The sequence below is a fragment of the Mesorhizobium sp. M1406 genome (assembly GCF_040317555.1).
Lineage (GTDB): Bacteria > Pseudomonadota > Alphaproteobacteria > Rhizobiales > Rhizobiaceae > Mesorhizobium.
Genome location: NZ_JAMYKW010000093.1, coordinates 1 through 14,331, shown reverse-complemented (window position 1 = coordinate 14,331; position 14,331 = coordinate 1). Strand labels below are relative to the sequence as shown.

14 protein-coding genes and 1 pseudogene are annotated in these 14,331 nt (G+C 63.4%); 8 read left to right on the top strand and 7 right to left on the bottom strand.

The window, feature by feature from the left end; genetic code table 11:
* Positions 1-121: 121 nt before the first annotated feature.
* On the bottom strand, positions 122-1,312 hold the full coding sequence (locus NKH03_RS32380; RefSeq protein ID WP_352972959.1) for a M24 family metallopeptidase: 1,191 nt from the start codon (positions 1,310-1,312) through the stop codon (positions 122-124).
* 374 nt (positions 1,313-1,686) lie between these two features.
* On the opposite strand from NKH03_RS32380, the gene NKH03_RS32375 reads away from it, so the two are divergent.
* From NKH03_RS32375 to NKH03_RS32345, 7 genes are all read left to right on the top strand, one after another.
* A complete protein-coding gene (locus NKH03_RS32375) occupies positions 1,687-3,297 on the top strand; it encodes an ABC transporter substrate-binding protein (RefSeq protein WP_352972957.1) in 1,611 nt (536 codons plus the stop codon).
* A gap of 87 nt (positions 3,298-3,384) precedes the next feature.
* The gene (locus NKH03_RS32370) at positions 3,385-4,371 is read left to right on the top strand and encodes an ABC transporter permease (RefSeq protein ID WP_352867740.1); all 987 of its coding nucleotides are present in this window, start codon (positions 3,385-3,387) and stop codon (positions 4,369-4,371) included.
* On the top strand, positions 4,368-5,198 hold the full coding sequence (locus NKH03_RS32365) for an ABC transporter permease (RefSeq protein WP_352972954.1): 831 nt from the start codon (positions 4,368-4,370) through the stop codon (positions 5,196-5,198). Before NKH03_RS32370 ends, NKH03_RS32365 begins: the two co-directional genes overlap by 4 nt.
* Positions 5,195-6,193, top strand: a complete 999-nt coding sequence (locus NKH03_RS32360) for an ABC transporter ATP-binding protein (RefSeq protein ID WP_352972952.1) — start codon at positions 5,195-5,197, stop codon at positions 6,191-6,193. Before NKH03_RS32365 ends, NKH03_RS32360 begins: the two co-directional genes overlap by 4 nt.
* Positions 6,190-6,975 (top strand): ABC transporter ATP-binding protein, encoded by a 786-nt coding sequence (locus tag NKH03_RS32355; RefSeq protein ID WP_352972949.1) that lies wholly within the window; start codon positions 6,190-6,192, stop codon positions 6,973-6,975. The genes NKH03_RS32360 and NKH03_RS32355 overlap by 4 nt, the downstream gene beginning before the upstream one ends.
* A complete protein-coding gene (locus NKH03_RS32350) occupies positions 6,972-7,502 on the top strand; it encodes an L-2-amino-thiazoline-4-carboxylic acid hydrolase (protein WP_352867747.1) in 531 nt (176 codons plus the stop codon). The genes NKH03_RS32355 and NKH03_RS32350 overlap by 4 nt, the downstream gene beginning before the upstream one ends.
* Before the next feature lie 120 nt (positions 7,503-7,622).
* Complete coding sequence (locus NKH03_RS32345; RefSeq protein ID WP_352867749.1) at positions 7,623-8,405, top strand: hypothetical protein; 783 nt, start codon at positions 7,623-7,625, stop codon at positions 8,403-8,405.
* A gap of 22 nt (positions 8,406-8,427) precedes the next feature.
* Here the strand turns inward: NKH03_RS32345 and NKH03_RS32340 are convergent, their stop codons facing one another.
* Together NKH03_RS32340 and NKH03_RS32335 are read right to left on the bottom strand one after the other, a co-directional pair.
* The gene (locus NKH03_RS32340) at positions 8,428-9,039 is read right to left on the bottom strand and encodes an NAD(P)-dependent oxidoreductase (RefSeq protein ID WP_352867750.1); all 612 of its coding nucleotides are present in this window, start codon (positions 9,037-9,039) and stop codon (positions 8,428-8,430) included.
* A gap of 36 nt (positions 9,040-9,075) precedes the next feature.
* Positions 9,076-9,714 carry a DsbA family protein gene (locus NKH03_RS32335; RefSeq protein WP_352972947.1) on the bottom strand — a complete coding sequence of 213 codons (639 nt, stop codon included), beginning with the start codon at positions 9,712-9,714 and terminating at the stop codon, positions 9,076-9,078.
* A 127-nt stretch (positions 9,715-9,841) separates the two neighbouring features.
* Between NKH03_RS32335 and NKH03_RS32330 the strand changes: the two genes are divergently transcribed.
* Complete coding sequence (locus tag NKH03_RS32330) at positions 9,842-10,759, top strand: LysR family transcriptional regulator (protein ID WP_352972945.1); 918 nt, start codon at positions 9,842-9,844, stop codon at positions 10,757-10,759.
* A gap of 12 nt (positions 10,760-10,771) precedes the next feature.
* Here the strand turns inward: NKH03_RS32330 and NKH03_RS32325 are convergent, their stop codons facing one another.
* From NKH03_RS32325 to NKH03_RS32310, 4 genes and pseudogenes are all read right to left on the bottom strand, one after another.
* Positions 10,772-12,388, bottom strand: coding sequence for a GMC family oxidoreductase (locus tag NKH03_RS32325; RefSeq protein ID WP_352972943.1), 1,617 nt, complete (start codon positions 12,386-12,388; stop codon positions 10,772-10,774).
* A pseudogene (locus tag NKH03_RS32320) lies at positions 12,385-12,951 on the bottom strand (FGGY-family carbohydrate kinase); the annotation flags it as partial. The gene NKH03_RS32325 and the pseudogene NKH03_RS32320, both read right to left, overlap by 4 nt.
* A 370-nt stretch (positions 12,952-13,321) precedes the next feature.
* Positions 13,322-13,939, bottom strand: a complete 618-nt coding sequence (locus NKH03_RS32315; protein WP_352972940.1) for a hypothetical protein — start codon at positions 13,937-13,939, stop codon at positions 13,322-13,324.
* A gap of 84 nt (positions 13,940-14,023) precedes the next feature.
* On the bottom strand, positions 14,024-14,331 hold a 308-nt coding region (locus NKH03_RS32310; RefSeq protein WP_352972938.1), incomplete at its 5' end, for a transposase domain-containing protein.

Below are 14,331 nucleotides of genomic sequence, written 5' to 3'. Positions count from 1 at the left end.
TGGCGCGCCGACGAACCAATCATAAGGGGGAAAACTGTTACCTATGTATCCGGTTCAAACTGTTACCCATCTATCGGCTGGACACCGGCAGGCGGATGAGGGGCGGCGCCAGCCCTGGGTTCTATGAAATCCCACCCCTGTTCCACCCCCGGCCTCGATCACCGAACATCACATAGCCGGCGTCTGTAACCGCAAGCGTGTCTTCCAGCTTGATAAAGCCCCGCGTCGGGTGGAGCATGGTCGTCTCGACCGACAGCACCATGTTCTTCTCCAGCGGCTTGGCAGCATAGGTGCCTTCATAGGTCACCGGATGGTTGGTCATCAGGAACGGCGCTTCGTGCGTGATCAGCCCCATGCCGTGGGCGAAGAAATCCGTGTAGGCCGCGACCTTCGAGGCCTTCAGCACGCCCTCGGCATGCGAAATCATGTCGCCGCCAAGCGTGCCCGCTCTGACCTTTGAGAAGGCTGCTTGCTGCACCGCCTCGACCTCGGCCAGCAAATCCTCGAGTTCAGCGTCCGGTTCGCCGAGAATGCCCATGCGGCAGAGGTCGCCAATATAGCCGTGGTAGTTGCCGCCGGAATCGATCGACAGCACCTCGCCCTTTTTCCATGCCTGCGGCGAGGCGGCGCGGTTGTGGCTGGAGCCCAAAGTCAGCAGGCAATATTCGAAATGCGCGCCGCGATTGGTCTCCTCGCGCCGCAGCTGCTCGATCATCTCGCTCTTGGTCGTGCCTTCGCGCGCCCAGGCGATGGTCGCCAGCATGGAATCGGTGATCAGTTCGGATGCCGTGCGCAGCTTCTCCAACTCGGCATCGGTCTTGATGGCGCGCATGCGCTCCAGCATGTCGGTCGCATCGATCAGTTTGGCATCCGGCAGCGCTTTGCGGATCAACGTATAGGCGTCCGACGGCAGGAAGCCCGGCTCGATGCCGATGCGCGCACCCGTCTTGCCGATGTTCCGCAGGTGCTCGACGGCGAGATTGGCGGCATCGAGCGTGCCCCAGCAGGCGGCGTGCAGCGTCGGCGTCCAGAACGGGTTGTTCTGATGCTCGCCGCCCTCCATGCGGTTGCCGATATAGGCGGCATGGTCCGGCCCGCCCTTTTCATACACGACGATCGGCAGGTAACGGCTGTGGCCGATCGCATCCATGGCGGCAAAGAAGATGAATTTGTAGCCGCCCAGCAGATACTGCGTGTTGTGCTTGGAGGTCGCCAGCAGCACATCGATGCCGGCCTCTTCCATCAGTTGGTCAACCCGCGCTTGGTCGAACGGGATATTGCCGACCGCATTCTTGCCCGGAGCAATGTTCATCTCTCTCTCCCTGAATTGCCCGGGATCGCCGACTGTTCCGCTCCCGATCCCTTGGCTTTGGATCAAATCTGCACCATTTTGCCCGCTCTGGTCCAGCCAGAAAGAGGCGAAAATAGCACAACTCGACGTCACCATGGCGTCATCTGTCGCATATTCGGTCAATCTGGTCCTACCAGATTGACCGAATAGAGTCGCTTCCCCCAAACTGGTCCAGCGGACGAAAATTTCAAAGCCAAGCGAGGATGGGCCAATTCCGTCTCTGGCGAAACCCTCGGCAAGGCCCATAGTCGCCGCCGCGGGGATGCTGGCGGGCTCGCCGGCGTTCGAGGGTATTGGCGCACCGGGCCGGGTCGCGGAGAGGACGGAGTTCGATCATGTCAGATTTCACGATTTCGAGACGCACGATGCTTGCCGGTTCGGTGATGCTGCTGGCCTCCACCGCCATGCCGACATCCGGCTGGACGCAGACGCCGAAGAAGGGCGGCCGGCTGGTGCTTGCCGCCGATTCCGAACCACGCAACCTCAACCCGGCGATCGTCGCCTCCAACGGTGTCTTCTTCATCTCCAGCAAGATCGTCGAAACGCTGGCCGAAGCCTCCTTCGACGGCAAGGACGGGCTTGCGCCACGGCTAGCGCTAAGCTGGGAAGGTGCGGCCGACGGGCTCTCCGCGACCTTCAAATTGCGCGACGGCGTCAAATGGCATGACGGCAAGCCGTTCACCTCGGCCGACGTTGCCTTCTCGGCGCTGGAGATCTGGAAGCCGCTGCAGAATCTCGGCCGCACCGTGTTCAAGGATCTGGCCAGCGTCGACACCCCTGACGATCTCACCGCCGTGTTCAAATTTGCCAGGCCGACACCGTTCCAGCTGATCCGTAACGCGCTGCCGGCGCTGAGCAGCGTGGTGCCGAAGCACATATACGAGGTCGGCAAGATCGAGGACAACCCAGCCAACAACGCGCCCATCGGCACCGGGCCGTTCAAATTCGGCGAGTACAAAGCAGGCCAATATTACCGGCTGACGAAGAACACGGATTACTGGGACAAGGACGAGCCCTATCTCGACGAGATCATCTACCAGGTGCTGCCGGATCGCACGTCCGCGGCGAGCGCTCTGGAAGCCGAGGAGATCCAGCTGGCAGCCTTCTCCGCCGTGCCGCTGGCCGATCTAGACCGCATCTCGAAAGTGCCGGGCCTGAAGGTGATCTCGAAGGGCTATGAGGGGCTCACCTACCAGCTCGTCGTCGAGATCAACCATCGCCGCAAGGAACTGGCCGACGTGAAAGTGCGGCAGGCGATCGCGCATGCCATCGACAAGGATTTCGTCGTCAAGACAGTGTTCCTCGGTTACGCCGCAACAGCTACCGGTCCGGTGCCGAAGAACGATCCGCAATTCTACACCGCCGACGTGTCGACCTATCCATTCGACGTCGCCAAGGCCAACACGCTGCTCGACGAAGCCGGGTACAGGAAAGGCCCGGACGGCAAGCGCTTCTCGCTGAAGCTTTTGCCCGCGCCCTACTTCAACGAGACCAAGCAATTCGGCGACTATCTGCGCCAGGCGCTGGCCGCCATCGGCATCGACGCAGAGCTGGTCAACAACGACTCGGCCGGCCACATCAAGGCCGTCTACACCGATCACGCCTTCGACCTCGCCGTCGGCCCGCCGGTGTTCCGTGGCGACCCGGCGATCTCGACCACCATTCTGGTGCAGAGCGGTATTCCCGACGGCGTGCCGTTCTCCAACCAGGGCGGCTACAAGAACGAGGCGCTCGATGCCCTCATCGCCAAGGCATCCGAGACGCTCGACACCACTGCCCGCACCGACCTCTACAAGGAGTTCCAGAAGGCGGTGGCTACCAACCTGCCGCTGATCAATGTCGCCGAATGGAGCTTTATCAGCGTCGCCCGCGACACCGTTGGGAATATCGCCAACAACCCGCGTTGGGCGGTGTCGAACTGGGCGGACACGTATCTGGAATCGTGACACAATTGCGCGGATGAGAGTTCGCGGCGAAATCGGTGTCGAGACATGGCCTAAGGCCGCGTTCCTTCACACCGGCATCCTTTTCCCATGACCCGCGCCCTCACCCTGCTCCGCCGTCGCCTCGTCGGCAGTGTCTTCGTGCTGCTGATCGTCGTCGTCGGCACCTTCCTACTGCTCGAAGCAGCCCCCGGCGATGCGGTAGACGCCTACATCGTCTCGACCGGCGGCGATGCCGGCATGATCGAGCTGTTGCGCCATCGCTGGGGCCTCGACCAGTCGGAGCTGACGCGGCTCGCCAACTATCTCTGGGCGTTGCTGCATTTCGATCTCGGCCAGTCGGTGACTTTCTCCAGGCCGATCCGCGACGTGATCCTGGAACGCCTGCCCAACACGCTGTTGCTGATGGTGAGCGCCACCGCGCTTTCCTTCGGGCTCGGCTCGGCACTCGGCATCTATGCAGGTGCCAGACCGGGCAGTTTTCGTGACCGCTTCCTGTCGATCGGATCGCTGGCGCTCTATGCCGTGCCGGGTTTCTGGCTAGGGCTGGTGCTGATCGTCATCTTTGCCGTCGACCTGCGCTGGTTGCCGATCGGCGGCATCGAAACCCTGGCATCCGACAAGACCGGCCTTGATCGCGCAGCCGACATTGCCATCCATCTCGCCCTGCCCGTTTCCGCCCTCGGCTTCATCTACCTGGCGCTCTATCTGCGCATGATGCGCGCCGGCATGGCCGAGGTCTGGCGGCAGGATTTCGTCCTGGCTGCGCGCGCCAAGGGATTGTCACGCCGCCGCATCGTGCTCGCGCACGTCGCCCGCAACGCACTGCTGCCGCTGGTCACCATGCTGGGCCTGCAATCGGCGCAGATGCTCGGCGGCAGCGTCGTCATCGAGAGCGTCTTTTCAGTACCCGGCCTCGGCCGACTGGCCCAGGAGGCAGTCGCCTCCCGCGACACGCCGCTTCTGCTTGGCATTATCCTCACCAGCGCCGTCCTGGTCATTGTCATCAACCTTCTCGTCGACATCGCCTATGCCTTCCTCGATCCGCGCGTCGGCGCGAGCGAGGCCCGCGCATGAGCCCGCTCCGCCGCTTTCTGCGCGCGCCTGAGGCGGTTGCCGGTGCGATCCTCCTCGCGGCGCTGATTGCCATGGCGCTGTCGGCATCGCTGCTGTTCCCAGGCGATCCCCAAGCTATCGCCGGCCCCGCACTGCTGCCGCCGTTCCAGGACTGGTCGCTGCCGCTCGGCACCGACCGGCTTGGCCGCGACGTGCTGGCCGAGCTTTTTCATGGCGCCCGCACATCGCTGGCCGTCGGGCTCGCGGCTGCGGCCGCCGCACTTGTCGTCGGCGCCGTGGTCGGCACGCTGGCCGGCTTTGCCGGCGGCCTCGTCGACGAGGTGCTGATGCGCATCACCGACGCCTTCCAGACGGTGCCGAGCTTCCTGCTGGCGCTGGCCTTCGTCAGCGTCGTCGGGCCTTCACTCGGCATCGTTGTGATCGCCATCGCGCTCGGCACCTGGACCGGACCTGCCAGAGTGGCCCGCGCGGAAGTCCTCTCCATCCGCGAACGTGACTATGTCGCCGGGGCCAGGGTCATCGGCATGCACCCGCTGGCGATCGCCTTTCGCGAGGTGCTGCCCAACGCCTTGCCACCGGTGCTGGCGATGTCGTCGGTGATCGTCGCCGCCGCGATCCTCACCGAAGCGGCCTTGTCTTTCCTCGGCTTGGGCGACCCCAACCGGGTCACCTGGGGCGGCATGATAGCAGAAGGCCGCACTGTTTTGCGCACCGCACCCTTCCTGTCGATCGTTCCGGGCATAGCGTTGGTTCTGACCGTGCTCGGCGTCTATCTCGCCGGTGAAGGCATCGTCGAGACAACGGCAGTCAGGAGAGGCCTTTCGTGACCGCCCTGGCTACGATCCGCGACCTGACGGTGACTTACCGCCGCGACGGCAGCGAGGTGGCGGCACTGAAGAGCGTCAGCCTCGACATCGCCGCTGGCGAACGCCTCGCCATCATCGGCGAAAGCGGCTCGGGCAAGAGCACGCTGGCACTGGCCATTGCCGGACTGCTGCCGGCGAGCGCCAGGATTGGAGGGCGGATCGATTGGTTCTCACATCCACCGCCAAGGTTGGGCACCAAGGCACCCCCCTCTGTCCTGCCGGACATCTCCCCCGCAAGGGGGGAGATTGGCAGCTTCGCCGACAGCTCCCCTTCTGCACCATTGGCGATTGGCGAGGGCCGAGATGAAGGAGCAATCTCCCCCCTTGCGGGGGAGATGTCCGGCAGGACAGAGGGGGGTGCGAAGGATCGCCAGCCTAAAATCGTTCCCCTCGGCGGCCGCGACATCGGCTTCGTCTTCCAGGATCCCTCAGCCAGCCTCGACCCTGTGATGACAATCGGCAAACAGATCGCCGAAGTCGCGCGCACCCATCTCGGCCTCACATGGGCACAAGCGTATGCGAAGGCAAAAAACTTGCTGGAGCGCGTCCGCCTGCCGGACCCGGACTCGGCCTTGCGCGCCTTCCCACATCAACTCTCCGGTGGCCAGAAGCAGCGTGTGGCGATCGCCGCGGCCATCGCGGCCGGTCCGAAATTGCTGATCGCCGACGAGGCGACCAGCGCGCTCGACACCATCGTGCAGGCCGAGATCGTCGACTTGATCCGGCACCTCGTGGCCGAGGACGGCATGACGCTGCTGTTCATCAGCCACGACATCGCGCTGGCGGCCGAGCTTGCCGAGCGCATCGCCGTTTTCCGTTATGGCCAGCTGGTCGAGCTTGGCGCGACGGCGCAGATCATCAATGCACCTAGCCAAGCCTACACACGCGCGCTGCTCGACGCCCATATCGGCCTCGACACCAAGCCGTTGCTGAACCGCGCCGAGCTCCACGCATGAGCCTGCTGACCGCGTCCAACCTCACCAAACGCTACAGTCGCGACAAAAAGGCCATCGCTGCCATCGACGATGTCTCCTTTCACATCGACCCCGGCGAGACGCTGGCGCTGGCCGGGCCCTCCGGCAGCGGCAAGTCGACCATCGCGCGGCTGGTGCTGCGGCTGATCGAGCCGGACGCTGGCCGCATCAACTTCGAAGGCAATAATTTCCTGGCTTTGACTGGCGCGGCGCTGCGAGCGCGTCGCGCACGCCTGCAAATGGTGTTCCAGGATCCACTTGCCGCCTTCAACCCTCGCGCCACGGTGGCACGCGTGCTCGACGATCCCTTGCGCATCCATGGCATCGCTTCCCGCGCCGAGCGCCTGCGGCGCATCGCCGCCTTGCTGGAGCGTGTCGGGCTGACGGCCGACCTTGCCGCCCGCGCCATCCATGAAATCTCCGGTGGCCAGCGGCAGCGCGTCGCCATTGCGCGCGCCATCGCGACGAAACCGTCGCTGATCGTGCTCGACGAAGCGGTGTCGGCGCTCGACGTTTCCGTGCGCGGACAGATCCTCGACCTGTTGCTTGACCTGCAACGCCAGGAACAGATTGCCTATCTCTTCATTTCACATGATCTCGGCGTTATCAGCGCCATCGCCCACCGCGTCGTGCTTCTCGACGCCGGGCGGATTGCCGAGAGCGGCGATGCCCGAACCGTCATCGGCGCACCGCAATCGGCCATCGGCAAGGCGCTGGTGGCAGCCGCACCGAGATTGAACCGGACCACACAGGACGCATCATGACCGACCCCGAAGCCAGAGCCGAGAAACTGTCGCGCGAACTCGATTCCGCCTTTCGCAACCGAGCCGATCTGTACCGCCTGTTCCTCGAGGAACTAACCGGAGAGCTGGGCGCCAAAAAGGCCGAAGCGGTCATGATCCGCGCCATCGAACAGCGCGGCAAGGAAGTGGCCGCAGCCGCCTTCGCCGGCTTCGGCCCCAATGACGCACGCGCGATCGGCGAGGCCTTCCTGGCCGTCAGTCCGGATGGCGGCCTGATGTACCCGACCGATGTCGAACGCAGCGATGATCGCATCGCCTTCAAAGTGAAGCGCTGCCCCCTGAAAGACGCCTGGGTCGAGGCTGGGGTCGGCGATGAAAAGCTCACCACGCTCTGCCGTATTGCCGGCGCCTTTGACCGCGGCCTGTTCGAGGCGACCGGCGTGCGTTTCGACAATGTCACCTGGACACCAGGCCACGGCTCCGGCTGCTGTCATATCGCTTTGACAGACAGGGCCAGCACAGATGATGGACACACCTCACCGAACTGAAGGGCATTGGCGACGCCGTCGCCGTTTGGAAGGAAGCCGGACAAGGTGACAGCGGGCTCCTTCCTTGCTCTGATCGAGCAAACGAATCGGCGGCCGGCGCCTCATTGAGGAAATACTACGATGCATGTCGTGACATTGCTGAAAGCGGACATGTTCGACGTCGAGATCGACGGCAAGCCGGCTTCGATCACGGACGCCTTGCCGAACTGGAACCCGCATGACCGTTTCGGGCTGGTAATCGACGATGCGCTTGGCGGCATCGGCGCGACCCATCTGCTGCAGATCGCCATCACCTCGTTCTACGACGTCAAGCCGAGCCGTCGCACCGAGCTGACGGTCTACCCGGAAATCTATGCCTTCCATATCGGCAAGGGCCATGGCGCGCACGCGCCTTATGATTTCTGGCCGGCCCGGCGCGAAGTCATCACCTCGCTCGATCATCGCGAGGTGCTCGACGCCATCAATGATCGCGGAATCACCCGGCTGGCCGTCCCCGATCGCCAGCCGCGCGAGGTCGTGCACCGGCCGAAGGAAGTCGACGCGGCGCTCGACCGCATCGCCTCGGCATTCGTCTACAGCCCGTCAGGCCGGGTATCGGATTCCGACCTCGCCATTTCAGGCAACGACAGGCGAACTGAATACAATCCCAACAGCGCCTTGCGGCCTCGCTACACCGACAGCCGGCCGGCTTCGGTTTCGACGGCGGCTAAGCCGGTCAAGGAAGTCGATCCGTCCTATCAGGAGTGGCTCCGCAAGCGCGAGCACGACCTGACCAGCGAGGAACGCGCCTTCGTTGAACGCCGCCGCGAGGCGCTGAGACAAGACGGCCTCGTCACCGAGACCTACCGGCGCGTCGGCGTCCGCGAAGCCTTGGCGCGCCTGGCGTCGGCCGGCCTCGATTGAGCCCCGGCCGACGCCTGTTCGATCAATAGCCGACGGTGAAGCGCTGCCGGACATGGGCAGGCTTCTCGATCTCGTCGACCATGACGATGGCGTAGTCCTCGAAGGAAATGCTGCTGCCGTTGGCCGAGGCGAGAAGCGTGTCCTTGCCGAGACGGAATGTGCCGGTGCGCTCGCCCGGACTGAACACGGCGGATGGCGACAGGAACGTCCAGTCGAGATCGTCAACGGTCTTCAGTTTGTCGAGGAAGTCGGCACCCTTCTGCGCTTCGGCCTTGTAGATATCAGGGAATTCGGGGGTATCGACCAACCGCTTGCCGGGCGCGACTTCGAGACTGCCGGCGCCGCCGACGATGAGATAGCGCTTCACTCCGGAGGCACGCACGGCGGCAATCAGCGTATCGGCGTCGCTGTCGAGAAAATGCACCGAACTGATCACCACATCATGGCCGCGGATCAGGTCAGCGAGACCTTCCTTATCGAAAATATCGCCCTTCCTAGCGGTCACACCCGGGAGGGCGGCGATCTTTTCCGGGTTGCGCGCAATTCCGGTGACCGTGTGGCCACGATCGGAGAGTTCTTTGAGAAGGCGCGAGCCGACCGCGCCGGATGCACCAATGAGAGCGACTTTTGCCATGTCTTTTCAGTTTCCTTGTTGAAGGTTTGCTGGGGATCACGCCGCCGCGATATGAGCGACGAGATTGTCGAAGCTGCCGAACAGCGCGTTCGAACCGATGAGCCGGGGCGCATCGTTGCGGATAACCGCCAGCGAAGGCACGCCATCGGCATGCAGGCGCTGGAACAGCGAGCGGCCTCGGCCGACCAACTCGCGGTGCGCCGTCAGCAATGTCTCGGTCGGCGCCTTGAGCATCTCGGCGGCGTCTGCCATGCCGGCGGCGGCGAGCACCTCGGCCACACCGCCGATCGTCACGACATCGCGTCCTTCCACGTAGCGCGCCTGCTGAATCGCCTTCAACGCGGCAAGCCGGCGGCTGGGATCTTCCAGGCCGGCGGCGCTGACGCTGAGCGTGGCGGCGTGCGAGTCGAGCAGGGTCCCGCTGATATCGAGGACATTGTGTCGGTAGGCCGGCGTGAACACTTGTCCGGTTAGGCGCTCGATGCGCTGGTCGTTCGCCCAGGCGTGTGCGGCAAAACCTTCATCCATCGGACGCGCGCCGGCACCGGAGAACAGGCCGGTTGGCAGCAGTTCGACGCGCCGGCCGCTGGCCAACAGTCTGTCGAGCATCGGGGTGGCGCCATAGCACCAGCCGCAGAGCGGATCAAAAAGATAGGTCACTTCTGAGTTGCTCATAATCGCGCTATCCCTGGTCCGGCTGCCTCGTCGAATGCCTTGGCTCACATGTGGCAGACGGCGGTCTTGCGAAAAATAGCGTTCAATAATACAAACTGTCTGATCCAATCAGACAAAGGCTGCCTCCTTGGCCGAACTTCTGAACCTCAACCGGCTGGCCTACTTCACCACGGTGATGGAAACCGGCTCGTTCACCGCGGCGGCCGACCGGCTTGGCGTCGCCAAGGCCGTGGTCAGCCATCAGATCGGCAAGCTCGAGGAGGAACTGGGCGCAACGCTGCTGCAACGTACGACACGGCGTGTCACGCCGACCGAAGAGGGCCGCCTGTTCTATGACCGCGCTATGATCATCCTTCGGGAAGCGGAGGCGGCCTATGGGGAAATCTCGCGCGGAGCCGTCGAACCGAGGGGAACACTGCGACTGACCGCGCCCCTCGACTACGGCACCAAGATCGTGGCCCCGGTCATAGCGGCCTATCTCAGAACCTATCCGCATATACGCGTCGAGGCGATCTTCGACGATGCGGTAAGCAATCTGGTGGACGAGCAGATCGATCTCGGCATCCGCGTCGGCTGGCTCACCGATTCCTCGAACCAGGCGCGGCGCCTGGGCACGATACGGCAGACCGTGGTGGCGAGCCCCAGCTTCGCGGCAACCCTGCCTCCCGATGTGACGCCGCGCCAGGCAAGATCGCTGGCCTGGGTCGGCAACGCCCAGTTGCGCGGCATCGGCCAATGGCTGTTTTCCAGGGATGGCGAAACGGTGCTGACCGAACTCAATCCGATCGTCATGTGCGACAAGAGCCCCGCCGCTCTGGCTTGCGTGCTCGCCGGCATCGGGCTTGGCGTGTTCCCGGATTACAGCGTCGGCGACGATATCGCCGAAGGGCGGCTGGTGCCGGTGTTTGCCGACTGGAGCTTGCCGACCGGCGGCATCCACGCCGTCTTTCCACCGGCCCGGTTCCGGCCCGCCAAGGTGCGCGCCTTCGTCGATCTGCTCGCGGCCGCCGAGAAAAGGCGATCGCGCGGCGTTGCCCTGGCTTGAAGCCGACGGCTGTCAGCGAGACTCCTGCAGGATCATCTCGGATGCCTTTTCCGCGATCATGACGACCGGAGAGTTGGTGTTGCCCGAAACGATTGTCGGCATGATCGAGGCATCGACCACGCGCAGCCCGGCAAGTCCGTGAACACGCAGGCCGTCGTCGACCACCGCCATCGAGTCCGAACCCATCTTGCAGGTGCCGACCGGGTGGAAGATCGTCGTGCCGATATCGCCGGCCTTGCGGATGAGGTCCTCGTCGCTGTCGTACTGCGTGCCGGGCAGCATCTCTTCCGGCGCAAAGCGCGCCACGGCCCGGGCCTTCATCAGACCGCGGACATGGCGCAGCGAAGCGATGGCCACTCTGCGGTCTCCCTCGGTGGAAAGATAGTTCGGCCGGATCTTCGCCGCCTCATGCGGGTCGGACGATCCCATATGCACGGTACCCCGGCTTTCCGGCCGCAGATTGCAGACCGACACGGTGACCGCTGGAAACCGATGCAGCGGCTCGCCCAGACGGTCGGTGCTCAGCGGCTGCACATGATATTCGAGATCAGGTGTTTCGAGGCGCAGATCGCTCCTGGCAAAGATGCCGAGCTGGCTTGGCGCCATCGACAGCGGCCCGCTGCGCTTGAGCGCGTATTCCAGCCCCATCGACGCACGGCTGACCGGATTGTGGTAGCGCTGGTTGAGCGTTGCAGTGTTGGCGACTTTGAAGACGGTGCGGATCTGCAAATGGTCCTGCAGGTTTTCACCGACGCCCGGCAAGGCGTGACGGACATCCACGCCGATGCTCGAAAGCAGGTCGGGGTGACCCACCCCGGACAGTTCGAGCAGCTTCGGCGAGTTGATGGCGCCGGCGGCGAGAATGGTCTGGCCGGCTGACACGCGATGCAGGCCACCCTCTTTTCGGAAGACCAGTCCGGTTGCGCGCCGGCCTTCGAATTCGAGCCGCATGGTCTCCGCGCCGAGCACCACGCGCAGGTTCTTGCGCGCCGCTATGCCGCGCAAGAACGCCTTCGAGGTGTTCCAGCGCACGCCCTTCCTCTGGTTGACCTCGAAATAACCCGAGCCTTCATTGGTGCCGGTGTTGAAGTCATCGGTGCGCGGAATGCCGAGTTCCTCGGCCGCGTCCCGGAATGCGTCGAGGATCGGCCATGACAGGCGCTGCCGTTCGACCCGCCACTCGCCGCCGCTTCCGTGCATGACGCCCTTGCCGCCGTGATAATCTTCCGATTTGAGGAAGTAAGGCAGGACGTCGTCCCAGCCCCAGCCGGCATTGCCGGCTTGACGCCAGCCATCATAGTCGGCTGCCTGGCCGCGCATGTAGATCATGCCGTTGATCGATGAACAGCCGCCAAGCACCTTGCCGCGCGGATAGTTGAGGCTGCGTCCGTTGAGACCGGCTTCCGGCTCGGTCTTCATCATCCAGTCGGTCCGCGGGTTGCCCATGCAGAAGAGGTAGCCGATCGGGATATCGACCCAGTGATAACGGTCGCTACCGCCGGCTTCGAGCAACAGCACACTGTTGCGCGGATCGGCGGAGAGCCGGTTGGCGAGCACGCAGCCGGCGGAGCCGGCACCGACGATGACGTAATCATAACTGCCGAACGGGGACGGTGAAGCTTCGCTCACGTGCGTGCCTGCTGTGCGGCGATGCGCTCCCACATCGGGGTCATCGCCTGGTTGATCTCGCCGTAGAGTCGATACCGCCGTGCGTATGCGTCGGCAACCGCCTCGTCAGGCACAATGGGTCGGGCGGGGGCGGTAATGACGGCCGCACCGGCGCTGTAGTCAACGAATATGCCAACACCGGTGCCCGCCGCGATTGCCGCCCCCAGGGCGCCGGTCTCGCGGCTGCGCGCCACGGTAACGGGCAGGCCGAGCACATCGGCGAAGATCTGCGGCCACACGCTGCTGCGCGAGCCGCCGCCAGACAGCACCACGCTGTCGAATTCGGCGCCTGCCCGATGCAAGGTCTCGACATGGCGCTTGTGCTCGAAAGCGACGCCCTCGAACAGCGCACGCAGCAGATGTGCCCGGCTGTGCCAGCCGGCGATACCGTAGAAGCCGGCGCGCGCATGGCCATTCCGCTGCGAGCCGTACAGGAGGGGATGATAGATCGGAATGTCGCTGTTCGGATCGACGGAAGCGACGAGTTCGCTGCACAATTCGAACGGCGAGGCCCTGTCGCTTTTGGCGGCGAAGCGGAGGTGGAATGTTGGCGTGACGTTCGCGGTGAGCTGATCGCCGGCCGCGCCTTCATAGTCTGGCGCCCGGTCTCATGTTGGTGACGTCTGCTCGGCTTGCAGCGTGACGCTCTCTCCATGTCGTTAGGAATCCTGCGTTGGGCGGCAGGGCGACGCACGGACGAGCATAAGCCGTTTCCGGTCAGCGACATGGGGTAAGCGGTGTTCTCAGGCCACGACCTTAAGCTGGTGGGCCATGGGCAGGCATGATCCTCGATGTCGACGACCATCTCGATGCGCGGCAGATGCGGCGTAGGCGATGTGCCTCTCACACGTAGCGCGTACAGTTGGATCAGGTGCCGACGCGTGACTTGGCCCCTTAAAACGGGTTCTTGTCGGGATTGATCGCCTGAGGAAGCAGCAATGCTGCTTGGGTCCTAGCGGCCGCACATACTTCGGATGTCGGCTGGCTAAGAGCCAGATTCAGCCCGTACTGACCATGCTGCCAATTTTGGTCCTTGGCAGCCTGATCCAAGTCTGACTTGTCAGAAATCGACTTCACGGCTTTCCGTATATTCTCGACATCAGTCTCACTGAAAGAGACATCATCATGATGATAGCAGTAGTCCGCTGTCGCGTAGATCGTATCAAGCAGCAATAGTTCCTTGCTGGCCTGAGAGCTCGTAGGCGGGGCGACCGAGGCTGTTCCAGCCTTGAGCCTGGCTGCAAATGCTTTTATCGAAGCAGCGGTCCTGTGCACTCGATCGAACTCGGATGGATCAAGTGTCGATTTAGCCTTTTGCTCCAGTTCATCCATCTCCGCCATGTCGGCAGATGAGAGAGTATGTTCGGACATCACCTTGCCTGCGAATACCGACATCTTGGTGACGAACGTACCGTAGTTTGGAGCTTGATCATCGCCTAAACTGATCGACGCTCCGCCAATAATCATTGCCGTAGCAAGAAGGCTGCTCCTGAACATGCTGGTATAAGTCAAAATCCGCTACCCGGAGACTGTGGACCGGAAACATTCGTAGACGAATTAGCTCATCCGAGGCAAGAGTAAGAGTAAACGGTCTTCTCAGGCTATGGCCTTAAGCTCGTGATTGGCGATGTAGGCCCAAGGCAGGAGATCGTCGATCTGGCTGTTTGGGTGCCCGTTGACGATCCTGGTGAGCACGTCGGCCAGGTAGCCAAGCGGCTCGACCTCATTCAGCTTGCACGTCTCAATCAGCGAAGCGACGACGGCCCAGTGGCCGGCGCCGCCGTCAGAGCCCGCGAAGAGGGCGTTCTTCCGGTTGAGCGCCATCGCAGGGTCATTCTGCCCATGTCGGGCAGATGGTGGAGTTTCATTACCGCTGGCATCCATATTACGGCGGTCGTTTTCGG

What these genes read in the sequence shown, in the direction of transcription:
- NKH03_RS32365 (WP_352972954.1), top strand. Translation starts at nt 4,368, where the DNA reads ATGAGCCCGCTCCGCCGCTTTCTGCGCGCGCCTGAGGCGGTTGCCGGT.
- NKH03_RS32345 (WP_352867749.1), top strand. Translation starts at nt 7,623, where the DNA reads ATGCATGTCGTGACATTGCTGAAAGCGGACATGTTCGACGTCGAGATC.
- NKH03_RS32350 (WP_352867747.1), top strand. Translation starts at nt 6,972, where the DNA reads ATGACCGACCCCGAAGCCAGAGCCGAGAAACTGTCGCGCGAACTCGAT.
- NKH03_RS32340 (WP_352867750.1), bottom strand. Translation starts at nt 9,039, where the DNA reads ATGGCAAAAGTCGCTCTCATTGGTGCATCCGGCGCGGTCGGCTCGCGC.
- NKH03_RS32355 (WP_352972949.1), top strand. Translation starts at nt 6,190, where the DNA reads ATGAGCCTGCTGACCGCGTCCAACCTCACCAAACGCTACAGTCGCGAC.
- NKH03_RS32370 (WP_352867740.1), top strand. Translation starts at nt 3,385, where the DNA reads ATGACCCGCGCCCTCACCCTGCTCCGCCGTCGCCTCGTCGGCAGTGTC.
- NKH03_RS32380 (WP_352972959.1), bottom strand. Translation starts at nt 1,312, where the DNA reads ATGAACATTGCTCCGGGCAAGAATGCGGTCGGCAATATCCCGTTCGAC.
- NKH03_RS32375 (WP_352972957.1), top strand. Translation starts at nt 1,687, where the DNA reads ATGTCAGATTTCACGATTTCGAGACGCACGATGCTTGCCGGTTCGGTG.
- NKH03_RS32335 (WP_352972947.1), bottom strand. Translation starts at nt 9,714, where the DNA reads ATGAGCAACTCAGAAGTGACCTATCTTTTTGATCCGCTCTGCGGCTGG.